The organism is Rhizobium lentis, from assembly GCF_017352135.1.
GTDB lineage: Bacteria > Pseudomonadota > Alphaproteobacteria > Rhizobiales > Rhizobiaceae > Rhizobium > Rhizobium lentis.
Genome location: NZ_CP071454.1, coordinates 39821 through 61939, shown reverse-complemented (window position 1 = coordinate 61939; position 22119 = coordinate 39821). Strand labels below are relative to the sequence as shown.

Annotated in this window: 19 protein-coding genes and 1 pseudogene; 15 read left to right on the top strand and 5 right to left on the bottom strand. The window is 61.5% G+C overall.

The genetic code is table 11. The features are described 5' to 3' along the window. Positions 1–156 precede the first annotated feature (156 nt). The 3 genes from J0663_RS00335 (at position 157) to J0663_RS00325 (ending at position 3733) form a co-directional block, all read left to right on the top strand. Positions 157–876 carry an SOS response-associated peptidase gene (locus J0663_RS00335; RefSeq protein WP_207242528.1) on the top strand — a complete coding sequence of 240 codons (720 nt, stop codon included), beginning with the start codon at positions 157–159 and terminating at the stop codon, positions 874–876. 119 nt (positions 877–995) lie between these two features. Beyond that, entirely contained in the window at positions 996–1694 is a 699-nt protein-coding gene (locus tag J0663_RS00330) for a hypothetical protein (protein ID WP_207242527.1), read from the top strand. A 539-nt stretch (positions 1695–2233) separates the two neighbouring features. Then, positions 2234–3733, top strand: coding sequence for a reverse transcriptase family protein (locus J0663_RS00325; protein ID WP_207242526.1), 1500 nt, complete (start codon positions 2234–2236; stop codon positions 3731–3733). Positions 3734–3762: 29 nt separating this feature from the next. On the opposite strand, the gene uvrB is transcribed toward J0663_RS00325, so the two are convergent. Next, complete coding sequence (uvrB, locus tag J0663_RS00320) at positions 3763–6771, bottom strand: excinuclease ABC subunit UvrB (protein ID WP_207242525.1); 3009 nt, start codon at positions 6769–6771, stop codon at positions 3763–3765. Positions 6772–7217: 446 nt separating this feature from the next. Here uvrB and J0663_RS00315 point away from each other — a divergent pair, with 446 nt between their 5' ends. Together J0663_RS00315 and J0663_RS31785 are read left to right on the top strand one after the other, a co-directional pair. After that, positions 7218–7559: a lipoprotein gene (locus J0663_RS00315; protein ID WP_207242524.1), complete on the top strand. Its 342-nt coding sequence runs from the start codon at positions 7218–7220 to the stop codon at positions 7557–7559. A 161-nt stretch (positions 7560–7720) separates the two neighbouring features. Then, positions 7721–7897 (top strand): annotated as a pseudogene (locus J0663_RS31785) (DUF982 domain-containing protein); the annotation flags it as partial. Positions 7898–8015: 118 nt separating this feature from the next. Here the strand turns inward: J0663_RS31785 and J0663_RS00305 are convergent. Continuing rightward, positions 8016–8783 (bottom strand): adenylate/guanylate cyclase domain-containing protein, encoded by a 768-nt coding sequence (locus J0663_RS00305; RefSeq protein WP_207242523.1) that lies wholly within the window; start codon positions 8781–8783, stop codon positions 8016–8018. A gap of 221 nt (positions 8784–9004) precedes the next feature. On the opposite strand from J0663_RS00305, the gene J0663_RS00300 reads away from it, so the two are divergent. The 3 genes from J0663_RS00300 (at position 9005) to J0663_RS00290 (ending at position 10891) form a co-directional block, all read left to right on the top strand. Then, positions 9005–9793, top strand: coding sequence for a DUF899 domain-containing protein (locus tag J0663_RS00300; protein ID WP_207242522.1), 789 nt, complete (start codon positions 9005–9007; stop codon positions 9791–9793). A 127-nt stretch (positions 9794–9920) separates the two neighbouring features. After that, positions 9921–10286: a DUF4087 domain-containing protein gene (locus tag J0663_RS00295; RefSeq protein ID WP_207242521.1), complete on the top strand. Its 366-nt coding sequence runs from the start codon at positions 9921–9923 to the stop codon at positions 10284–10286. A gap of 344 nt (positions 10287–10630) precedes the next feature. Next, entirely contained in the window at positions 10631–10891 is a 261-nt protein-coding gene (locus J0663_RS00290; protein ID WP_207242520.1) for a hypothetical protein, read from the top strand. A 55-nt stretch (positions 10892–10946) separates the two neighbouring features. Here J0663_RS00290 and J0663_RS00285 read toward each other — a convergent pair whose 3' ends face one another. Beyond that, on the bottom strand, positions 10947–11870 hold the full coding sequence (locus J0663_RS00285) for a LysR family transcriptional regulator (protein ID WP_207242519.1): 924 nt from the start codon (positions 11868–11870) through the stop codon (positions 10947–10949). 100 nt (positions 11871–11970) lie between these two features. Between J0663_RS00285 and J0663_RS00280 the strand changes: the two genes are divergently transcribed. The 4 genes from J0663_RS00280 (at position 11971) to J0663_RS00265 (ending at position 16785) form a co-directional block, all read left to right on the top strand. Next, complete coding sequence (locus J0663_RS00280; protein ID WP_207242518.1) at positions 11971–12852, top strand: NmrA/HSCARG family protein; 882 nt, start codon at positions 11971–11973, stop codon at positions 12850–12852. Between the two features lie 150 nt (positions 12853–13002). Beyond that, positions 13003–13803 (top strand): class I SAM-dependent methyltransferase, encoded by an 801-nt coding sequence (locus tag J0663_RS00275; protein WP_207242517.1) that lies wholly within the window; start codon positions 13003–13005, stop codon positions 13801–13803. A 287-nt stretch (positions 13804–14090) separates the two neighbouring features. Then, positions 14091–15602: a DUF1800 domain-containing protein gene (locus J0663_RS00270; RefSeq protein ID WP_207242516.1), complete on the top strand. Its 1512-nt coding sequence runs from the start codon at positions 14091–14093 to the stop codon at positions 15600–15602. Positions 15603–15612: 10 nt separating this feature from the next. Next, positions 15613–16785 (top strand): DUF1501 domain-containing protein, encoded by a 1173-nt coding sequence (locus J0663_RS00265; RefSeq protein WP_207242515.1) that lies wholly within the window; start codon positions 15613–15615, stop codon positions 16783–16785. Positions 16786–17011: 226 nt separating this feature from the next. Here J0663_RS00265 and J0663_RS00260 read toward each other — a convergent pair whose 3' ends face one another. Both J0663_RS00260 and J0663_RS00255 read right to left on the bottom strand, forming a co-directional pair. Next, entirely contained in the window at positions 17012–17599 is a 588-nt protein-coding gene (locus tag J0663_RS00260) for a hypothetical protein (protein WP_207242514.1), read from the bottom strand. Between the two features lie 18 nt (positions 17600–17617). Continuing rightward, a complete protein-coding gene (locus tag J0663_RS00255) occupies positions 17618–18004 on the bottom strand; it encodes an acyl-CoA thioesterase (RefSeq protein ID WP_207242513.1) in 387 nt (128 codons plus the stop codon). 314 nt (positions 18005–18318) lie between these two features. Here J0663_RS00255 and J0663_RS00250 point away from each other — a divergent pair, with 314 nt between their 5' ends. From J0663_RS00250 to J0663_RS00240, 3 genes are all read left to right on the top strand, one after another. Continuing rightward, positions 18319–20139 carry a methyl-accepting chemotaxis protein gene (locus J0663_RS00250; protein WP_207242512.1) on the top strand — a complete coding sequence of 607 codons (1821 nt, stop codon included), beginning with the start codon at positions 18319–18321 and terminating at the stop codon, positions 20137–20139. A gap of 151 nt (positions 20140–20290) precedes the next feature. Next, a complete protein-coding gene (locus tag J0663_RS00245) occupies positions 20291–21607 on the top strand; it encodes an extensin-like domain-containing protein (protein ID WP_207242511.1) in 1317 nt (438 codons plus the stop codon). Between the two features lie 115 nt (positions 21608–21722). Next, complete coding sequence (locus J0663_RS00240; RefSeq protein WP_207242510.1) at positions 21723–22070, top strand: CAP-Gly domain-containing protein; 348 nt, start codon at positions 21723–21725, stop codon at positions 22068–22070. The last annotated feature ends 49 nt before the right edge of the window (positions 22071–22119 follow it).

Sequence of the window (22119 nt, the reverse complement as noted above, 5' to 3'; positions counted from 1 at the left end):
CAGGTTGGTGGTGCGCTTCGGCTTGTTCCGGCGCGCCGGGCTCATACGAGCTTGAATGGTCGGCGGGCATTCTCGCACACAACTGAGGTTTGGTTGACACCATTGCGACCAAGAACATAATGGGAACATACAATTTCGACCGGTGGAGAGCACTGCATGTGCGGACGTATATTCGTCAGGACTTCTCTTGAGGAACTGATCGGCAATTTCCCCTTGGCCGTGAAGGGCGGGGATATCGATGGACTTGGAAATCGCTTTCCCCGGTGGAACGGCGCGCCGTCGCAGGATTATCCGATCATCGTCAGCGACATCGTGCGCGAGCCGGATACATCAGGTCCCATCTTCGCCGCCGCCCGCTGGGGGCTGATAACCTCCTGGGCGAAGCCCGGCGGGCGGCCGCTGGTCAATGTCCGCTGTGAGACCGTCGCTTCCAACGGCATGTTCCGGGCGGCCTATCGTTCGCGCCGCTGCCTGGTGCCGATCAACGGCTTCTTCGAATGGAAGGATATTCTCGGGACCGGCAAGAACAAGCAGCCTTATGCGATCGCGATGAAGGACGGCGCTCCCTTCGCGCTCGCCGGCATCTGGGAGACCTGGAAGGATGAGAACGGCGTGTCGATCCGCAACTTCGCCATCCTCACCTGCGAGCCGAACGAGATGATGGCTGCGATTCACGACCGCATGCCCGTCATCCTGCATCGCGAGGATTATGAAAGGTGGCTGTCGCCGGAGCCAGACCCCGGCGATCTGATGAAGCCCTTTCCGGCCGAGCTGATGACGATGTGGAAGATCGGCCGGGGCGTCGGCTCGCCGCGGAATGACGGGCCGGAGATTCTCGACGAGGTCGAGGACGATCCGGAGCCGACGCTGATCTAGAACAGTTCCGGCAAAAGCGCGTGGCGGTCCTGCGTCCGGAATTGCGCTGATATCGCCGGCTCGGGCGGGAGCCATTCACGAAACCATGCGGCAAACATCCTCACGAGGAGAGGACACGCATGCAAGACGATGCCGGGACGCTGTTACGGTCGTTCCTCAACACCAGCTTTCGCAAGCAATCGCAGCGCCGGATCCGGGATTTCGGCGGCTATGCGATCGGCAAGCGCCGGCAACCGCATGTTATCCATGCCATCGCGCGTGATGCAGCGGATTTCCTCTGTACCCATCTCGACATCAAGGCAAAGGGTCGGCCGGCGAGCAAGGCAGGCGTCGCCTTCGCCATCGCCGAGGCGCTGCGCAACGTATCCGATGAACTCGCCTACAGGCTGACATGGCGCGACGATAAGGCGTGGCGTGATGTCTGCGAGTCCGTCGCCGTCTTTCTCGAAGGCTGCATGGAGTTCGACCGGAAACCCTATGACGGCTCGCTGACGGCGCGATCGGATTATAACGGCTGGAAGAGCTGGGAGATGATCGCCAGCGGCGAGAGGCCCAGGGGCAAATGGCGCCACGCCTGGAAGGAAAAGCCGGGCGACGATTTCATCGGCTTCGACGGCGAAACCTGCATGGGGCGGATCTTCAAGATCGAATTCACCGGCTTCAACGAGCGCTGGTACTGGCTGATATCGGCCGATGGCAGCCCGCGGCTCGGATGGCCGGCGGCGGGGTACGAGGCGAGCGCGAGGAGTGCGGCCTGTCGGGTGGAGCGGATTTATTTTGCGCTGGTGAAGAGGGAGGCGAGGATTGTGTATAGGTGAGGGAAGGAGGCATGCGGTGGCGAGAGGAAGGTCTTCAGTTTTCCTGGCTCCGGGGATGTCTGCTTGATCTACCGGTAGAGACTGACCCGAAAAGCTGCTTCAGTCCTGAAATGCACCATTATGAACAATCTCTAATTACTTGGAATCAGCGCAGTTGCAGTTGGCGAAGAGTAAGTTTCGTAAAAAATGCTAAAAAACTGTAGATTTCTTCAACGCAGGCTTGAAAGTCAGCAAGTCAAGTCTGATATTTTCTGCATGGGGGTTCCCAGACGGTAAGCCCGGCAATGGTCTAACCATGATCGGTGTCCCGGATCACGGTAACGCGTGAGTCAAGTGTTTATACTGTCAATCGGAAAGGCGGTTAATAGCGCTGCGATCATCAACATTACTCCGATGGTTGTTCGCTTTCCAATCTTCCTGGTGATGATGCCGACAATAGTCGACAATATCTCCGCAGTGACAGAATAGCATGTTTCGTTAATTTAAGGACGTTAGTGGCATTTGTGCCATGATATACTGGCGGAGGCAAAAACTAAACCATGCCTGATGGTGTTTTTGCCTCCTCTCACACCGAATATGACGCCGGGCAATCAGAAGAACACTGGGTTCCACGTGATAAGGACATAAAAACATATATACATTTCGACCGGAATGTTTCACCCCATCAGCTTGCGCGCATAGCAAACAGTCCAACAGAAGTCGCGAAGAACCCCTTCCTGCCTTTGTTGTTGTTCCACGAGGAGTGGGCGAAATTCAGAAGGGACGGCGCCCGAACCAGGAAGAGTAGGCCAATAAGATTTGCTTCGAGGAGAGATGCCGCGATATTCGCCCGCTATCGCGCAAAGCTTTCACCTTTATATGAGAGACAGCTGAGAAAACGAGGCATCGAAGATGTTCCAGTGGCCTATCGCAGATTGCCGAAGGCCGGTGGCGGAAATAAATGTAATATAGAAATAGCTCGCGACATATTTTCCTTTATTAAGCAATGCGACGGCTGTTACGTCACAGTCGTCGACATAAAATCCTACTTCGAAAGTCTGGAGCACTCTCGCATCAAAGCTGTTTGGGAGATGCTCATCGGAAGAGACTTGCCCCCTGACCATTTGGCTGTTTTCCGTGCCGTTACCAAGTACTCAGTCGTGGACATCGATCTCTTATTCAATCGTCTGCAGATGTATAAAAAGGGCGATGGAGCAAACCGGACTGAAAAGCGAAAGCGTAAGATAGATGTCCTTCGAACAAGCGGCTTTAAACAGATCTGCGAACCCACAGAATTTAGGAGTATTGTTTCCGGCAAAGGGGCAGGCCAAGCCAGCCTAATTCAAAAGAATGGATTTGATTTCGGGATTCCGCAGGGTACGCCGTTGTCTGATCTAATTGCAAACTTTTACTTGATCGAGTTTGACGAGGAAATGAACTCCTGGAGCAAAGCTCTTGGAGGACTTTATAGACGCTATTCTGACGACATTGTTATCATCCTTCCCACAGGTGGCGCGCCGGACCCTATGGCTGCAAAGGAACGTCTCCAATCTGCGATAAAGAATTACGGAAAGCAATTACGGATCCAGGATAAGAAAGTCGCCGTTTGTGAATTCTCTTCCGCACAAACTGGCCTTTCGTTTGCACATCTATACGGGAAGGCCTCCAGGAATGGCCTCGAATATCTTGGTTTTGAATTCGATGGCCAAACGGTGAAGATCAAGAACTCTACGCTGTCCAATGCCTGGAGAAAGCTCAAAATGCGAGCCTATGGCGATGCGTGGCGATTCGTTAAGCGATATCGCGCCAAAGGCAAAGGATGGCTGATTGCTAACTACAATCGAAGGAAAATTGAAACAAAACTGTTGCGAGACGTGACGTTCAATCAAGATATCGGATATGAAACTTGGACGTTTTCTAAGTATGTGAACCGAGCGAGTAAGGCTTTTATTGGGTATAAGCCAATCTTTTCATTGCAGACACAAAGATACCGTCGTCACGCGAAATTCGTAATCGCGAAATCTTTCGATAAAGCTCTGAGAAGACATTATAGCCTATAACGGCCACTCGACGACCGCCTTGTAGCGAGTCACCGCCCCGGCCGCCCAGTCTTCCCCTTCGTCCGCCCCTTGCGCTTCTGCTCGCCCGGCTCCTCATAGCTCCCGGCGCCAACGCGGCCGCGCACCACCGGCCTCACGCCGTCGTCGCGTTCCGGCTGGCCTTCAAGCAAGGGTGAGAAGCGCTTCGTGTCCTTGGCGGACTCCGGCTTCTCCGGCACATGGCCGGTCACCGGTTTTTCCGTGCGGCTGACGGTCATTTCGTCGAGCGTGTTGCGACGGAAGAGGCTTTTGCTGTCGGCGGGGGTGGCGACGTGGCGGCCCATTTCGTCGAGATCGGGTTTGCGGAACAGGGGGGTGGTGGTGTCGGTGCCTGGGCCCATGTCGTCGAGGGTGGGTTTGGAGAAGTAGGAGGGTGTGGCCCCCTCATCCGCCCTGACGGGCACCTTCTCCCCCGTGGGGAGAAGGGACTCGCGGTTGGCTTTTCCAGTTCTCTTGCCACCTTCCTGGTTGCGAGCTTCCTCGCGCGCCATCGGATCGTCCATGGCGGCGAGTTCCACGGCCTTGAGGCGTTTGATTTCGTCGCGGAGGCGGGCGGCTTTTTCGAAGTCGAGGTCGGCGGCGGCGTCGCGCATGCTCTTTTCGAGGGCGTTGAGATGGGCCTGGAGGTTGTTGCCGACGAGGTTGCCGCCGTCGGCGAAGCCTTTGCCCGAGACGCCCGAGATGTCGGCGCGGACGTGGTCGCGTTCGTAGACACTGTCGAGGATGTCGGAGATCTTGGCCTTCACCGATTCCGGCGTGATGCCGTGTTCGAGGTTATAGGCCATCTGCTTTTCGCGGCGGCGCGCGGTCTCGTCCATGGCGCGCTGCATGGAGCCGGTGATCTGGTCGGCATAGAGGATGACCTTGCCGTCGACGTTGCGTGCTGCGCGGCCAATCGTCTGGATCAGCGAGGTTTCGGAGCGCAGGAAGCCTTCCTTGTCGGCATCGAGAATGGCGACGAAGCCGCATTCCGGAATGTCGAGGCCCTCGCGCAGCAGGTTGATGCCGACGAGCACGTCGAAAGCTCCGAGGCGGAGATCGCGGATGATCTCGATGCGCTCCAGCGTGTCGATATCCGAGTGCATGTAGCGCACGCGCACGCCTTGCTCATGCAGATATTCTGTGAGGTCTTCGGCCATGCGCTTGGTCAACACGGTGCAGAGCGTGCGGTAGCCCTTGGCGGCGGTTTCGCGGATTTCGCCGAGCACGTCGTCGACCTGGGTGCGGGCGGATCGGACCTCGACCGGTGGGTCGATCAGGCCGGTCGGGCGGATCACCTGTTCGGCGAAGACGCCGCCCGATTGCTCCAGCTCCCAGCTGCCCGGCGTGGCCGAAACGGCAATGGTGTCGGGACGCATGGCGTCCCATTCCTCGAAGCGCAGCGGCCGGTTGTCCATGCAGGAGGGCAGGCGGAAGCCGTATTCGGCCAGCGTCGCCTTGCGGCGGAAGTCGCCGCGATACATGCCGCCGATCTGCGGCACGGTGACATGGCTCTCGTCGATGAAGACGATGGCGTTGTCGGGAATATATTCGAACAGCGTCGGCGGCGGATCGCCGGGATCGCGGCCGGTGAGGTAGCGCGAATAGTTCTCGATGCCCTGGCAGGAGCCGGTGGCTTCCAGCATCTCGATATCGTAGCGGGTGCGCTGCTCCAGGCGCTGGGCCTCCAGCAGGCGGCCGGCCTTCTCCAGTTCGGCGAGGCGCAGCCTGAGCTCTTCCTTGATCGCCTTGATGGCGCCGTTCAGCGTCGGGCGCGGGGTGACATAGTGCGAATTGGCGTAGATCTTCACCGATTTCAGATCGCCGGTCTTCTGGCCGGTCAGCGGGTCGAACTCGGTGATGGCGTCGATCTCGTCGCCGAACATCGAGATGCGCCAGGCGGCATCCTCCAGGTGGGCGGGGAAGATCTCGATCGTATCGCCGCGCACGCGGAAGGAGCCGCGGGTGAAATCCATATCGCGGCGCTTATATTGCTGGGCGACGAGATCGGCCAGCAGCTGGCGCTGGTCCAGCCGGTCGCCGACATTCATCTGGAAGGTCATCGCCGTATAGGTCTCGACCGAGCCGATACCATAGATGCAGGAGACTGAGGCGACGATGATGCAATCGTCGCGTTCGAGCAGCGAGCGCGTCGCCGAGTGGCGCATGCGGTCGATCTGCTCGTTGATGGAGCTTTCCTTCTCGATATAGGTGTCGGAGCGCGGCACATAGGCTTCCGGCTGGTAGTAATCGTAGTAGGAAACGAAATATTCCACCGCATTGTCGGGGAAGAAGTTCTTGAACTCGGAATAGAGCTGGGCGGCCAGCGTCTTGTTCGGCGCGAGGATGACAGCCGGGCGCTGCGTCTCCTCGATCACCTTGGCCATGGTGAAGGTCTTGCCGGAGCCGGTGACGCCGAGCAGCACCTGGCTGCGCTCGCCGCTCTGCAGGCCCTCGACGAGATCGCGAATGGCCGTCGGCTGGTCGCCGGCCGGCTTGTATTCGGAGGCCATGCGAATGGTGATGCCGCCTTCCGATTTATCCGGGCGGGCAGGGCGGTGCGGCGTCCAGATCTTGCCGTTCTTGTGCAGCGGGTTGCCGCTCTCGATCAGCTTGGAAAGCGCCTCGACCGTGGCAGTGACGCCGCCGGGCGAGATGCTGCCGGCATCCTCGAGCGAAATGTCGAGGCCGGCCACCGGATTGAGGCCGGCGGCGGCGCGCGTCTTCGGGTCGGAGGAACCGCCGATCGAGACGCCGCGTGCAGTCTTGCTGACCGTCGCCTTCTTGTTGACGCTGACCGCTTCGTTGTGCTTGCGCGCCTCGTTTTCCACCTTCTTGCGGTGCTTGCCAGCCTTGGAAGCGATCTCGCGCTGGCTCTCCACCCCCGACGCTTCGGCATCGGCCTCGAGCTGCTTCACCCAATCGGCGACGGAGCCGGAGAGTGGGGCGCCTTCAAAGGACGATTGCGGGGCTTCCTCGAAACCATTCGAGGGCGAAGATTTTTTCGGAGATCTGGCCATGGCGCGAATATGGAGAGAGTCAGCGCGAAATGGAAGAGGGCAAGAGTACAAAAGGGAAACGAATGAATCGTTCGGATTGGGTCAACAATCTCCCGGACCTATCGCCGTGAGGCCGGCGCACCCCGTCCTTCGAGGCCTTCGAGGCACCACCCCTCTTCCCTCATTCCTGTGCCCTCAGGGCTGCGCCCGAGGGATGTCACAGGAATCCAGCCACGGCGCGTCTGCGCCGTGATCCAGCACGGAGAGCGTCTCACGCGCCCAAGGACTTGGGCGCGCTGGATCCCTGTGACGTCCCTCGGGTCAAGCCCGAGGAAGGGATGAGGGAGTTTGAAGCAGCGCCCCATGTTCCCATTCCCAGGCAAATAAAAGTCTGTGGTTGAAGGCTTGGCCGCCTCCCGCAATGCGCGCGGCGATGTTACAGCTGCTGCGGGAATTGGGGACCATTCATGAACAAGATTATCATAGCACTCGCGGCGACTGCGGCACTTGCCGGCTGCGCCAAACGTCCTGACGCCATCGTCCAGGTCGATATTCCGATGGCAGCTTACACCAACCTGAGTTGCGAGGCGCTCGCCGCGGAACTCAAGAAAGAGAAGGCCAAGCTCGACGACCTTTCCAAGCAGCAGATCAGCGCTGCGAACGGCGACGCTTTCGGTGTCTTTCTCGTCGGCGTCCCCATCGGCAGTGTCGCTGGAGGAGACAAAGAAGGGGAAATTGCCGCGTCCAAAGGCAAGGTTTCAGCCATGCAGTCGGCTGGCATGAGCAAGGGCTGCAAGCTGCCCGGCTGACGCAGCACATCCGTCTCGCCCTTCGCGGTCCTTGGCGGAAGCACCACACGGTGAGGCTCTCTTAGGCGCGGGTCCAGTGACCAACCTCCGGCCCCTCACTGGAACGGAATCGCCTCTTCGACAGTTAGTTTCCTGTCACGTCAGCTTCAGGTGCGACTGCCATTAGCGACCATTCCGCCTTCTGGAAGAAACCGATTTCGATCGATCTTGATACCGGCGAACGGCTGGTTCTCCGCTCACCGCAGGATGCGCTTTATGCGCTGGTTTCGGACTGGCCGGTCAATGGCGGCGTCCATCAGCAGAGAGCCATCGATTTCTGCCGCGCCTGGCTTGCCGGGCGCATGCCGGCCGAGACGGTGCGGCAGGCTTTCATCCTGGCCGCGCTGGAGGCCGGCATTCCGATCGACGATGAAGACGGGACGAAAGCTCTGCTTTAAATCCTCTGGTGGTGGTAGCTCACAATTTGACAAGCACGCTTGCCTGCACCGGCTGCTCGATGCCCTTCAGCGCCAGCATACGGGTTTCTGCGCCCACCGCGAGGTCAGGAGCCTTGGCGGCCGTTTCGGCCGAAATCAGAATCTCGCCGGCTGCCGCCTGGGATTCAAGCCGTGCGGCCTGGTTGACGACGCCGCCGATGGCGGTGAAGTCGCTGCGGAAGCTGGAGAATTCGCCGATCTGAACCTCGCCGGAATGGATGCCGACACCGATGCCCAAGGTGCGGCCGGGCAGGGCGTCGAGCGCCAGGCTGCTTAGCGCCGCGGCGCAGTTGCGCTGGATTTCCTCCGCGGCCATGATCGCCGCGGCGGCATGATCCTTGCGGAGGATCGGGAAATTGAAGATCGCCATCAGGCCGTCGCCCATCTGCTTGTTGACGATGCCGTCATGCGCCCAGATGGCCTGGGCGCAGCGATCCTGGAACAGGCTGACGATTTCGCTCAAGCGCACCGCCTCGATGCGCTCGGAAAGATCGGTAAAGCCTCTGATATCGGCAAACAGAATGGTGGCGTCCACGGTGATCTGACGCTGCTTCTTCACATATTGAAAGGAGCGCTCGCAGATCGTGCAGATGTCGGGGTTCATCTTGCTGCGGGTGATGCCGAAGGCGCGGAAGGGAAGCGCGAGCGGTCCGCCGATCGGAATCGGCATATGCATCTGATCCCAGCAGCCGCGGCAGATGCTGGCGCTGCCGTGTCTTGCCGTCTCGCTTGATGAGGCTGTCGTCATGTCGCGCAATCCGTCGCCAATGGCCAGGGTGAAGCTTCCGTCAGTCTGCAGGTTTTGGCAACTGTTGTGTTGGTCGGGGTTGCGCTGGCCGCGCGAATTCCGGTCACACTTGTTACTCCCACTTTTCGAGGCCCGATGCGAAACTATGTCCGACCAATGCGTGATGAACCCGCCTTAGGACAGGAGGTGCGGGAATTCGCCCCAACGAGGAGATCGAAGCGATGACTGCAACAGCCGAGAATGGAAAGGGCGGACAGGCCATGCAGAGGCCGCCCGTCGTGTCGAAGGAGGCCTGGGAGGCTGCTCACAGGCAGCTTCTGGTGAAGGAAAAGGCGCATACGCGTGCCCGCGACGCGCTGGCCGCCGAGCGGCGGCGCATGCCCTGGATGGCCGTCGAAAAGAATTATGCTTTCGAAGCACCGCAGGGCAGGGTGAGCCTGCTCGACCTTTTCGAGGGCCGGCACCAGCTCATCGTCTATCGCGCCTTTTACGAGCCCGGCGTCTTCGGCTGGCCCGAACATGCCTGCCGCGGCTGCTCGATGGTAGCAGACCAGGTCGCCCATGTCGCCCATCTGAACGCCCGCGACACGACCCTGGTCTTTGCCTCGCGCGCGCCGCAGGCCGACATCGCCGGGCTGAAGGCGCGGATGGGCTGGACGATACCCTGGGTGACGGTCACCGACGATTTCGACTGGGACTTTGGGGTCGGCGAGTGGCACGGCACCAATGTCTTCTACCGCGACGGCGAGCGCATCTTCCGCACCTATTTCGTCAACAATCGCGGCGACGAGCAGATGGGTGGCACCTGGAACTATCTCGACATCACGCCGCTCGGCCGCCAGGAGGTCTGGGAGGATTCGCCCGAGGGCTACCCGCAGACCCCGACCTACAAATGGTGGAACTGGCATGACAGCTACACCGCTGACGCCGAGCCCGACAAGAAGTGGGTCGAAGTCTCCGATGCCGGCGAGGCGGCGTTCCGGGAGGAAAGCGCCAAAGCAAAACCGTGAGCTACGCAGAGGGTGGGTGGCTTGAGAGTTGGCGCGGTGATGGAAAGAGATCAGGGATCTGAAATTACCCCAGTTGCCTAGCCGGCCACAGACCATGCATAGTGGCCGGGGGGACGCGGAGGGGATGATGACCAGATTGCATGCACTTGTTTTGATGATGCTTCTCGCGCCCGCCGCGGCGCATGCCGAACGCCGCTGCGGCTGGCTGGACAATCCCTCGATGGCCAAATGGTTGCTTATGGATTCCGGCGGCGGCTGGACCATCATGGACAATGGCAGCGGCTATAAGGCGGCCGAGGGAATGGACAAAATCCCGGACCTGACGGCCGGTGAATTTGTCTACACCTATGCCTACCATGGCTATGCCTGCGCCTGCATGGACGTCGACACGGACGGCGAGGAGGGGATCACCCGTATTCATTCCGTGCGGCAATTGCCGCTTTCCCGATGCCGGAGCGATCCCGCCATCAGCCGGTTCCTCGATAAGGACTAAAACGCTTCGCGATCGTCCGGATTCGCTTGTCGTGCTTTAAGTTATCGTTTTTATATCGGTTTCGCAAAGTCGCTGCGCCATTTCGCGCGGCACACCCTTGTGATCTGGCCGGATGGCTCCTCCGGCGTTCAACCCCGTATCCCTGAAAGTGCATAAAGAAGAGCGTGTCCGCTATCGCACCCGGACCGGCGCGGCTGGAACTTTGGCGTCTTCGCTGTGTTTGATGCGGGCTCGCAGGATAAGTCGATAGCGGCAGCATCGAACGGTAGCGCGATGAATGTGCAAGTACTCAGTTGCTAAATGTTGCACGCATATCTTTTGGATTGGAAACATTCGAGGGGAAGTTGCGTTGTAAACACGCGCTCATTGCCGTTTTCTTCGGCCTCACGGCCTGTGCCAGCACTTCAGGCGAACCGCGGCCGCTTCAGGGCAGTCTCACCTATGGCGGCAAGAGCATTCATTCGCCCTATCGCCCGGGAACGGTGGTCAACCACACCTTTCTCGGCGCATTCGGCTATCGCGTCTTCGAGACCTATGTCGTTCAGCCAGACGGGACGCTCAAATTGACGTCGCAAAGCACGGGGCCAGATTTCCTTTGGCGGTGAAAGGGGCGCCTAGCGACGGCTGGGCCTTCCTCTTTATCTCGCTGGGCCCGCGGTCTCATCGGGGTGTGATCGCCGGTGCCTCGATTGCGCCTTTTCCGACGTTCAGGTGATCGATCGCCAATTGGATGAATGCCTTGACCAGCGGCGACACGTGCTGGTTGCTGGGATAGACCACATGCAGACCGCCGGGCGGGGTGGTGTAGCCGTCGAGGACGCGCCGCAGCCGGCCGTCCGCGATGCAGGCCGCAGCCATTCTTTGCGGCAACTGTGCGATGCCGAAGCCGGCGATCGCGGCAGTCATGACCGCCTGAATTTCGTTGGCGGCGAAACGCCCGGACACCGTGACCGTTTCCTTGATGCCGGCGCTCTCCAGCACCCAGTGCGCACCAGCCGCCGACGGACCGGCGATGACGCAGGCGTGACGGGCGAGGTCCGCCGGACGATCCGGCACGCCGAAGCGGGCGAGATAGTCGGGGCTGGCGCAGAGAATCCTGTAGGTCGAGCCGAGCTTGCGGGCGATCAGCGTCGAATCCTCCAGAATGCCGGTGCGGAAGGCGAGGTCTATGCCGTTCTCGATGAGATTGAGCCTGTCGTCGGTCAGGCGCAATTCCACCTTCGTCTTGGGGTAGATTGCCAGGAAATCGGAGATGGCGGCGGAAAGGAAATGACCGCCGAAGCCGACGGGCGCGGAAATGCGGATCGTCCCGGCGGGCTCGGCCCGCACCTCCGCAAGGCGGAGGTTGGCCTGTTCGAGGGCCTGGAGCGCCTGGCTGCTCTCCTCGTAATAGAGGCGTCCCGCATCCGTCAGCCTGAGGCTGCGGGTGGTGCGCTGCAGCAGCCGCACGCCCACTTCTCGCTCGAGCGCGGCGATGCGGCGGCTGACGGTCGTCTTGGGCATGGCGAGCAGGCGCGCGGCGGCGGTGAAGCTGCCGGCCTCGACGACGCGGGCGAAGACAACGATATCGTTGAGGTCGAGCATTGTATACACCAGTGGCACGATGTTTCTCAATCATAGGCCATTATGGTTTAATGTGACAGGCCCTACCTCTGCCTCATCACCAACCGCAAGGAGCAGAGACATGAGCAATGGAAGAAGAGTTTTGGTCACAGGCGCGACCGGCCAGCAGGGCGGCGCGGTCGTACGCGCACTGGCGGCGCGGGGACATCGCGTCAGGGCGATCAGCCGCAGGCCGGACAGCGAGGCGGCGAAACGGCTGGCTGCGGCCGGAGTGGAGGTCGTCGCCGGCGATCTCGATGATGCAGCATCGGTGACGAAGGCTGCGACCGGCGTCGATACCATGTTCCTGATGGGCAACAGCTATGAGGCCGGGACGGAAGCGGAAACCCGCCAGGGTATTACCGCCGCTGATGCGGCGAAGGCTGCCGGCGTCGGCCACCTGATCTATTCCTCCGTCGCCGATGCCGACAAGAAGACGGGCATTCCGCATTTCGAAAGCAAGTATCTCGTCGAGCAGCATATCGCCGGCCTCGGCACTCCCTACACGATCAGTGCGCCGGTCGCCTTCATGGAAAACACGGTCGCGCCGTGGGCTGTCGACGGGCTGCGCCAGGGCATCTATGCCGCGGCGCTGCCGTCCGGACGCCTCCTGCAGCAGATCTGCCTTGCCGATATCGGCGATTTCGTCGCCGCACTGGCCGAGCGGCGTGATCAGGTGTTCGGCAAGCGTTTCGATATTGCCGGCGACGAACTGTCGGGCGAGGAGCAGGCGAAGATCCTGTCCGATATGCTCGCCCGTCCGGTTAACTACCGTGAACTGCCGATCGCCGCGATGCGGCAGCAGAGCGAGGATGCGGCGCTGATGTTCGAGTGGTTCGACCGCACCGGCTACGACGCCGACATCGTCGCCCTGCGCCGGGATTTCCCCGAGGTCGGCTGGCACCGCTACCGCGATTGGGCGCGCGGATTCGATTGGAGCGTTCTCGACCGGGCGACCGGGTGAGGCGCAATCGCGACCGTACATGTGGTTGATCCTCGGCGCGAAACCGAGGTTCACGGAGAAAGCATCTTCCGATCCAGGACGACTATCCGCTTGCGACGCCTGACCGCGGGTTCATAATGATAGATCATCGTTCTTGGAGGGGAGGCTTCCATGCCGTCGAGTTTCCATGTCGAAAGTGCGGATGGTTATGAGCGGTTGATGGGCAGATGGAGCCGGACGCTGGCGCCGATGCTGATCGACTTTGCCGGGCTGGCGGAGGGAGATCGCGTGATCGATGTCGGTTGCGGCACCGGCAGCCTGACGTTCACGCTGGCGCAGAGGCCGGGCTTGCGGGAGATCGCCGCCATCGATTTTTCGCCTGTCTTCGTCGAGGCGGCGAAGCGGGCCAATAGCGATCCCCGGATCACGATCCAGCAGGCCGATGCCTGCGCACTGCCCTTCGAGGACGATTGCTTCGACAGGGCGATGGCGCTGCTGGTGCTGCATTTCGTGCCGGAGGCGGGCAAAGCGGTGGCCGAGATGGCCCGCGTCGTCCGCTCCGGTGGCGTGGTCGCCGCCGCCGTCTGGGATCATTACGGCGGCATGTCGGGCATGCGGATGATGTGGGACACGGTCGTCATGCTCGACGAGGACGCGCTGCCGTTGCGCCGCAAATATTGCTTCCAGCCGATGATGCGGCCGGGGGAAATGAAGCAGACCTTCATTGATCAGGGCCTTGCCGACGTCGAAGAGACGTCGCTCCTGATCCGGATGGATTACCGTTCCTTCGACGACTACTGGCAGCCGATCGCAGCCGGCGAGGGGCCGCTCGGCAAGTATGTGGCGGGGCTGGAGACCACGAAGCGCACCGCGGTCGATGCCGCCGTTCGGGCGGCCTATGAGGCCGGCGAGCCGGACGGGCCGCGGTCGTTTGCGTCGGTAGCGTGGGCGTGCCGGGGCAGGGTGGTTTGAGGCGGTTGCGCCTGTGGGCGTGAAACGCGAGGAGCACCGGTGCGGCGTGTCCTTCGAGTGCCCTTCGGGCAGCGCGCCTGATCAGGGATGCTCTTCAGGCGCTCAACACCTCGCAGGCGAAGATGCGATCGTAAGTTGGATCAGAGCATTTCGTTTTGCAGGCTAAACAGTAGTCTTTTCAGCAAATTACAAATCGTCCATGTCGTGATATCGCCGCATTTCCTGCAGATTCCCGTCGCAATCGGCTGTCAGCCTGTCACCAGCAAGTGATAAGGAGGTGATCGGCCATGAGCCTTTCTTTCCCGACAATGGCGGCGATCCGGTTCGGTTATGGTTTCCGGCCGGGCGAGGCCGCGCCCCAAAGCAAGGATGAGCTGATCGGACAGCTGTCCAAAGGGGCGGCGGCAACGCCGGATTTTCCGCTCGGCGGCCCCGATATGCGCCACCGCGCGATCCTCAGCCTGCAGGCGCAGTTGAAGCAGATCCGGCAAGATGCCACGACGGTAACGGACGATGCGACGCGGCGCGAGATGCGCAAGGCGGTGCAGCGCCAGGCGCAGCAGCAGTTCCAGCACGATGTGAACCTGCGGCTGATGCAGGCGGTGCTGTCGCCGTATGGCTTTTACGAGCGGCTTTCGACCTTCTGGACCGACCATTTCTCCACCAGCGCCAATAAGAGCCTGCCGATGCGCCTCATCGTGCCGCTCTACGAGGCCGAGGCGATCCGGCCGTTCATTTCGGGCAGGTTCGGCGATCTTCTGCGCAGCGCCACCGCGCATCCAGCCATGCTGATTTACCTCGACCAGGCGGATTCGCTCGGGCCGGAATCGGCCGGCGGCATCAAGCGCAATAAGGGGCTCAACGAAAATCTCGGCCGTGAACTCCTGGAGCTGCACACGCTCGGCGCCGGCAGCGGCTATACCCAGGCGGATGTTACAGCCGCGGCCATGGTGCTGACGGGTCTGACCATCGACCGCAAGGAGATGGATATTGCTTTCCGGCCGAATATATCAGAGCCGGGCGAGCACCAGGTTCTCGGCGTGAGCTATGGCGGGCGCAGGCGCTCACGCGAGGATTACCTCGACATGCTCGACGACCTCGCCGTCCATCCGAAGACGGCGGCGCATATCAGCCGCAAGCTTGCGGTGCATTTCGTCTCCGACCAGCCCAACGAGGGGATGGTCTTCGATATGGCGGCCGCCTGGAAAAGGACGGATGGCGATCTCACCGCCGTCTACACCGCCATGCTCGACCACCCCGCCGCCTGGCAAAACGATGGCGCCAAGGCGCGCCAACCTTTCGATTTTGTCGTCGCCGGTCTGCGGGCGCTGAATGCGGGGCCGGTCAACGGCGTCGTCGGCAGCTTCCTGGCTGCCAATCAGCAGGGCACGGAAGAGGGCGACATGGCGGCGAATACGCCTGGCATGGCAGGAGCGCCGGTGACGACGGATCCCGCCGGCGAGGCAAGGGACAAACGGCTCAAGGCCTTCCGGACAGCGCGGGCGCTCGGGCAGGGGGCGCTGAGGCGCATGGGCCAGCCGACCTGGCTGCCGCCGAGTCCGGCCGGCTTCGAGGAAGGCTTTTCCGCGTGGATCACCGGCAGCCAGCTTGCCGAGCGCCTGGCCTGGGTAAGGCGGGCCGTGACGCAGTTCGGCCGCGACGAGGACCCCCGCGAGTTCCTGAAATCGACACTTGCCGATGCGGCGCGCGACGAGACGATTCGTGTGGTGTCGCAGGCGCCGAACAAGGTCAGCGGCCTGACGCTGGTGCTGGCGTCGCCGGAATTCAACCGCCGATAGGAGGCTCGCAATGAACCGGATCTTGCTTTCCCGCCGCGGCTTTCTGACCTCTGCCTGCTGTCTGGCCGCCGCTCCCGTCTTCACGCCGCTCACCTTCGCCGCGATGCCGGGCGATAACCGTTTCGTCACCATCGTACTGCGCGGCGCGATGGACGGGCTCGATCTGGTGCAGCCTTATGGCGATTCCGGTTTTGCGGCCCTCCGGCCGACGCTGGCGCTGACGCCCGATAAGGGGCTTCTCGATCTCGACGGGCACTTCGGCCTCAATCCCGCCGCCGCTGAACTGATGCCGCTTTGGAAGAGCCGAGAACTCGCCTTCGTCCAGGCGGTGTCGACGCCCTATCGCGACCAGCGCAGCCATTTCGACGGCCAGGACATGCTGGAATCCGGAGGCGAACATGTCGCGGAGGAAAGGACCGGCTGGCTGAACCGGGCGCTCGCCGTCATTCCACGCTCGGATGCCCGCAAGGCGATCGACATCAACACCTCGACGGAGCTGATCCTCTCGGGACCGAACAATGTCGACGTCTGGGCGTCGGATTCCAATCTGCCGCCGGCACGCGACGAGATGCAGTTCCTGGCGCGGCTCTATGCCGGCGATCCGCCTTTCGCCGAAGCACTTGCCGAGGCGACGCGCGCCGACACCGCCTCGATGATGATCGAGCCGGATGGCCAGCGTGGCGAAAAGACCGCCGATGTCGCAGCGCTTGCAGCTAATATGCTGAAGGGCGATTACCGTATCGCCAGTTTCTCGATCACCGGGTGGGATACGCATATCGGCCAGGCCGGCCAGTTCAAGCGGCCGGTACAGGATCTCGCGCAGGCGATCAACACGCTGAAGACGACGCTCGGCCCTGAGATCTGGGCAAAGACTGTGGTGCTTGCCATGACCGAATTCGGCCGCACCGTCCGCCAGAACGGCTCCGGCGGCACTGACCACGGCACCGGCGGCTGCGCGGTACTGTCAGGCGGCGCCATCAATGGCGGCCGCGTCCTCGGCCGCTGGCCGGGCGTCAGTGACGGCCAGCTGCTTGACGACCGGGACCTGATGCCGACGGCGGATGTGCGGGAGGTGGCGGCGGCGATGCTTTACCGGCAGTTCGACGTCGGTATGGATGATCTGACGGGGAAGATCTTTCCAGGGCTGGGGTTCGACAAGGGGTCGCAATTTTTGAAGGTGTGAGGGCGGAAGTGTTCCCTTCCGCCGCACGCGTGACCATTGTTCCCCTTCGCTTACGCTCAGCGCATTCGCGGCTTTGCCGCTCTCCCCTTCATCTGCCCTGCGGGCAGCTCCTCCCCGCTGGACGAAGAGGGAGCAAGCCGCTGCCCGGCCCTTCGCTTGGGCTCAGGGCGTTCGTCGCTGCAATCGATTCACTGGATCGATTGTTCGGGCTTCGCCCGACCGCTCCTTACCCCAACACATCGTAAAGCCGGAAGATGAAACTGACCTGATAGACCAGGTTGGCGATGATGAAGGCCGTGTGGAAGCGACGGTTGGGCGTCCAGGCGGCGATGGTGCAGAGGATAATGTAGATAATATTGCGGGCGGGATATTCCCAGCCGAGCGAGAGGATGCGGTCATGGCCTTTGATCGCCGTGTCGAGGATATCGACGGCGTAGATCAGGCCGAGGACGCCGAAGAACCATTTGCGCCTTGAAATAAAATATTCCTCGTAGCCGCCATATTCGTCGAGGCTCGCCGGGAAGAGCAGGGCGCAGAGCAGGAAGAACAGGCTGCAGAAGCAGACGAGGAAGAGATAGATGCCAAAGCCGATGATGGGCACGGCCTGCAGGCGATATTCCCACCACCAGATATGGATGATGAACAGGAATAGAGACAGCGCCCAGCCGAGATGGACGGGGTAGACCCTCGCCTTGCCGGGATGCTGCACGATGCCGGCAAGGCCGGTGAGTACCCTCGCCAGTGAAAGGCTGATGACCATACCCATCACCACCTTGATATGAAGGAAGACCTCCGGCGAGCTGACCGTTTCCATGTTGTCGCCCCTGGTCTGTCACTCTTCGGGGACTTGCTTCGGCTTTCCCTCTTCGTCGAGCGCCACCATGATGAAGGTGCCGGCGGTGACCTTTTCCATCTTGGCGTAGCGCGAACGGTGCGCCCAGGCTTCGACGATCAGCGTGATCGAGGTGCGCCCGACGCGCTCGACATCGGTATAGACCGACAGCGTGTCGCCGATCTTGACCGGCAGTTCGAAGGCCATTTCCTTGACGGCGGCGGTGACGACGCGGCCCTTGGCGCGCTCGGCGGCGCGGATGCCGGATGCAAGGTCCATCTGCGCCATGACCCAGCCGCCGAAGATATCGCCGGCCGGATTGGCATCGCCCGGCATGGCGAGTGTACGCAGCGTCAGTTCGCCTCTGGGCTTGGCGGCTTCGGTCATCAAGGGTTCTCCATCTGGTGTGGGTCACAGGGTCGGCGATTCACCGGGAAGCAGCCTAGTGCAAAGGCTGGGGGCTGTAAAAGACGACAAGGATAGGCACGGCACTTTGTTTGGGACGCTTGGAGTAAGCGGCGGTCGAAAAAAAAACGCAGTATCCGGTTCGATCCAAATTCCATGCCGCTTCAACTGGTTGAACTTTACAACCAAGACCTCTCCTCACGTTATTTAAGTGATGCCTAATTAAGCTTTACGCTCCAGTAATTCCGATGGTTCAGTATGGGATTAATCTCACATACAGAATCGCTGGGAACCTCATGCGCAACGTCAAGATTTCCACTCGTCTTTACTGTCTCGTCGCCTTCACCCTTGCCGTGCTCGCGGCGACGATGGTCTTCTTTCTAAATTATTCCTACTCCGAGCTGGAGGAGGAACGGAAGGCGGGGCTGGCGCAGCTGGATTTGACGGCGCTCGGCATTTTCGACAAATATTACAAGATGGAGCAGGCGGGCACGATGACCCGCGACCAGGCGCAGGCGACCGCCAAGGACGTGATCGGCGCGATGCGCTACGGCGCTGACGGTTATTTCTGGATCAATGACATGCATCCCAAGATGGTGATGCATCCGATCAAGCCGGCGCTGAATGGAACCGACATCTCCCAGATAAAGGATCCGAACGGCAAGTTCCTCTTCGTCGAGTTCGTCAACAAGGTGAAAAAGGACGGCAAGGGCTTCGTCGATTATTACTGGCCGAAGCCGGGCGCTGAAGAGCCGGTGCTGAAATATTCGTATGTCGCCGGTTTCGAACCCTGGGGCTGGATCGTCGGCACCGGCGTTTATGGTGACGACCTTGCGGCCCTCTATCGCCAGAATGTGATGTGGGCCGCTGTGGCCTGCCTGATCGGCGCCCTCGCCACGATCGCGATCGCCTTTGCCATCGTGCGCAGCGTGACGTCGCCGATCGCCCGGCTGAAAACGGCGATGAATGGAATTGCCGCCGAAGAAGCATCGGTGGAGATCTCCGGCAGCGAGTATCGCGACGAGGTCGGCCAGATGGCCAAGGTGCTGATGGTGCTGCGCGATTCCGTCGACGAGCGCAGCGCTCTGCGCGGGCGTGAAGCCGAGAGGCAGCGGCAGATCGAGGAAGAGCGCCGCGGCAACGAGGCAAGCCTGCGCTCGGCTTCCGAACGGCAGACCCACGCGATGCAGGCGCTCGGCGTCGGCCTGGAGAAGCTCGCCGGCGGCGATCTGACGGTTTCGATCGGCGATATCGGCGAGGACTACGCCAAGCTTCGGAGCGACTTCAACGCCGCGGTCGATGCGCTGAACGGCGTCATCCATGCGATCGCCGAATCGAGCCGTGTCGTCAACGACAGCGCGTCCGACATCAGCGAAGCGACGGGCAACCTGTCAAAGCGCACGGAACAGCAGGCGGCCGCCCTCGAAGAAACGGCGGCAGCGCTCGACGAGATCACCGCGACGGTCAAAACGGCATCCGAGCGGGCCAACGAGGCGCGCGAGATGGTGGCCGAGACCAAGGCGAGCGCCGGGCGCTCCGGCGACATCGTCCGCAACGCCGTGAAGGCGATGGGCCGGATCGAGGAATCCTCGAGCCGCATCAACCAGATCATCTCCGTTATCGACGAGATCGCCTTCCAGACGAACCTTCTGGCGCTCAACGCCGGCGTCGAGGCGGCGCGGGCAGGCGAGGCGGGCCGCGGCTTTGCCGTCGTCGCCCAGGAAGTGCGCGAACTCGCGCAGCGTTCCGCCAATGCGGCCAAGGAGATCAAGGCGCTGATCAGCAGTTCGGCCTCGGAAGTCGAGGGCGGGGTTGCGCTGGTGCGCTCGACGGGCGACGCGCTGCTGGAGATCGAGGCGCTGGTCAACCAGGTCAACGATCACGTCGCCTCGATCGCGACGGCGGCGCGCGAGCAGGCGACGGGGCTGAACGAGATCAACAGCTCCGTCAACCATATGGATCAGATGACGCAGCAGAACGCGGCGATGGTCGAGGAGACGACGGCGGCAAGCCGCACGCTTGCCGACGAAAGCACGCAGTTGAAGACGCTGCTCGCGAATTTCCGCCTGCGCGAGGCAGGGCGGCAGGCCGAGGCCCGATACACACGGGCAGCGTGAGTTGAACGACAGATCAAAGGCCGGGCGACCGGCCTTTTTCATTTCCGTCGCCTCCAGATTGTGCGGGTAAGTTTTCGTTCACCGTTTTTAATTAAAATTGGACCGAGTTTTTTCGGTCACTGCACTGCCGGCCTGCGGAAGCGATAAGAGTATGGCGTTTGTTTCCTTTCCTCGGCGATCTCTTTTGCCCGTGCTGCTTTCGGTGGCGCTGACGACCTGTTCGATCAGCGACGGGCTCACGCCGCCGGCCAATGTCGACAACGGCACAAGGGTCAGTTCCATCTTGCCTGCGCGGGCGCCTGCCGCGCGTATGGCTCCTGCGGTGCGCATGGCGCCGGTGGAGAGCCAGGCCTCCTATCCCGTTTCCAGTGCGCCTGTCGGCAATTCGCAAGGCTCCGTCGATTATCTCGATACGCCGAACCTTGCCGGCACCGGCAATGCCACGCGGTCCGCGCCGGCGGCACGCGGAAATAAGCTGCCGATGATCGACAGCGACGAGGCGATGGCGGCAGGCCAGCAGACGGAGAACTGGGGCGGCACGCAGAACCTTGCGATCCCATCCGGCGGCGTCAACATGGATGACGAGCTCGGGGCCGAGCCGGTTGTCGGCCTGGCGCAGGAGCAACAGCAGCAGATCGCCGAGGGCAACGCCAGCGAACCGGTCGTCGACGGCATCGGCACCGATAATCCTTCTCAGATCAATCAGCCGATGCGCCAGCCGGCGCCGCGATCAATGCCGCAGCCGGCAGCACAGGCCGAGATGAGCCGGACCCCCGCCTGGAGCGATGGCAGTCCGGTCTTGGAGCCGACCCGGGTTCCCGAAGAGGACGAGGCCGAGGAAGTCGCGATGCTTCGCCCCAACAACCCGATGATGAGCCAGCCCGTTGCGCCGGTCGACCCGAGCGTCATGCCGGCCTCCGAGCTTGCCTGCCGGCGCGAGCTGAAGCGCATGGGCGTGCTCTTCGACGAGAAGCCGCCAATCTCACAAGGGCCCGCCTGCCAGGTTCCCTATCCAGTATCTCTGAAGGGGCTTTCCGGTAATATCGGGGTGAAGCCGGCCGTGACGCTGAACTGCCAGGTGACGCTTGCCTTCGCCAAATGGGTGAAGAACGAGCTGGCGCCGTCCGCCCGTTTTCGCTACTGGAGCGGCATCAAGACGATCCAGCCGCTCGGCGGCTATTCCTGCCGGCGCATGAATAACAGCCGGCAGCGGTATAATCCGATGTCGGAACATGCCCGCGGCAATGCAATCGACGTCGGCAAGTTCGTGCTGAAGAACGGCCACGCGATCGACGTGCGCAAAAAGGGTCTGTTCTCACTGCGCGAAGGCCGGCTCCTGAAGGCGGTGCGTACCGACAGCTGCCGCTATTTCAATACCGTGCTCGGGCCGGGCAGCAACCCGGAACACTGGAACCACTTCCACTTCGATCTGCGTTCCCGCAAGAGCGGCAAGGCATATTGCGACTAGGCGAGGGCGCGGCTGCGGCCGAGGCAATTGGGCCCTGTTTCAAGAAAAGGGTTCATCCCGGCCGCCGGACGCGCTATGGACCGGCGAGGCGGAGCGCTATTGGAAAGTCTGATCCATGAGCTATGAATTCCATGTCGGCCAGAAGGTGGTCTGCATCAACGATACCTTCAAGCATGTCAGCATCGACCAGCTCATCCGCAAGGGCGAGATCTATACGATCCGCTGGGTGGGCGAATATACCCATTATGTCGACGGCACCTTCATCGGCGTCAAGCTCGCGGAGATCCACCGCGGCAATGATGACGGTCCGGAAGGTTACGGCGCAGCCGACATGCCCTATCGTGCGACGCGTTTCCGGCCGCTGGTGAAGGACAAGATCGCATCGCTGCGCAAGCTGCTCGCCCCGACACCCGATGTGCCGGCTGAGCCGAAAGAAAAGATCAGAAAGAAAGAGAAGGTCTGAGCAGCGCTTGGGCTTTTTCCGGGACTGCGTCAGCGACACCAGCGCTGCG

Excerpts from the sequence above, each read along its gene's own strand:
- J0663_RS00255 (WP_207242513.1), bottom strand. The coding sequence starts at position 18,004 with ATGACCGAAGCCGCCAAGCCCAGAGGCGAACTGACGCTGCGTACACTC.
- J0663_RS00295 (WP_207242521.1), top strand. The coding sequence starts at position 9,921 with ATGACCAGATTGCATGCACTTGTTTTGATGATGCTTCTCGCGCCCGCC.
- J0663_RS00335 (WP_207242528.1), top strand. The coding sequence starts at position 157 with ATGTGCGGACGTATATTCGTCAGGACTTCTCTTGAGGAACTGATCGGC.
- J0663_RS00325 (WP_207242526.1), top strand. The coding sequence starts at position 2,234 with ATGCCTGATGGTGTTTTTGCCTCCTCTCACACCGAATATGACGCCGGG.
- J0663_RS00305 (WP_207242523.1), bottom strand. The coding sequence starts at position 8,783 with ATGACGACAGCCTCATCAAGCGAGACGGCAAGACACGGCAGCGCCAGC.
- J0663_RS00330 (WP_207242527.1), top strand. The coding sequence starts at position 996 with ATGCAAGACGATGCCGGGACGCTGTTACGGTCGTTCCTCAACACCAGC.
- J0663_RS00245 (WP_207242511.1), top strand. The coding sequence starts at position 20,291 with ATGGCGTTTGTTTCCTTTCCTCGGCGATCTCTTTTGCCCGTGCTGCTT.
- uvrB (WP_207242525.1), bottom strand. The coding sequence starts at position 6,771 with ATGGCCAGATCTCCGAAAAAATCTTCGCCCTCGAATGGTTTCGAGGAA.
- J0663_RS00240 (WP_207242510.1), top strand. The coding sequence starts at position 21,723 with ATGAGCTATGAATTCCATGTCGGCCAGAAGGTGGTCTGCATCAACGAT.
- J0663_RS00300 (WP_207242522.1), top strand. The coding sequence starts at position 9,005 with ATGACTGCAACAGCCGAGAATGGAAAGGGCGGACAGGCCATGCAGAGG.
- J0663_RS00265 (WP_207242515.1), top strand. The coding sequence starts at position 15,613 with ATGAACCGGATCTTGCTTTCCCGCCGCGGCTTTCTGACCTCTGCCTGC.
- J0663_RS00315 (WP_207242524.1), top strand. The coding sequence starts at position 7,218 with ATGAACAAGATTATCATAGCACTCGCGGCGACTGCGGCACTTGCCGGC.
- J0663_RS00250 (WP_207242512.1), top strand. The coding sequence starts at position 18,319 with ATGCGCAACGTCAAGATTTCCACTCGTCTTTACTGTCTCGTCGCCTTC.
- J0663_RS00280 (WP_207242518.1), top strand. The coding sequence starts at position 11,971 with ATGAGCAATGGAAGAAGAGTTTTGGTCACAGGCGCGACCGGCCAGCAG.
- J0663_RS00270 (WP_207242516.1), top strand. The coding sequence starts at position 14,091 with ATGAGCCTTTCTTTCCCGACAATGGCGGCGATCCGGTTCGGTTATGGT.
- J0663_RS00275 (WP_207242517.1), top strand. The coding sequence starts at position 13,003 with ATGCCGTCGAGTTTCCATGTCGAAAGTGCGGATGGTTATGAGCGGTTG.
- J0663_RS00285 (WP_207242519.1), bottom strand. The coding sequence starts at position 11,870 with ATGCTCGACCTCAACGATATCGTTGTCTTCGCCCGCGTCGTCGAGGCC.
- J0663_RS00260 (WP_207242514.1), bottom strand. The coding sequence starts at position 17,599 with ATGGAAACGGTCAGCTCGCCGGAGGTCTTCCTTCATATCAAGGTGGTG.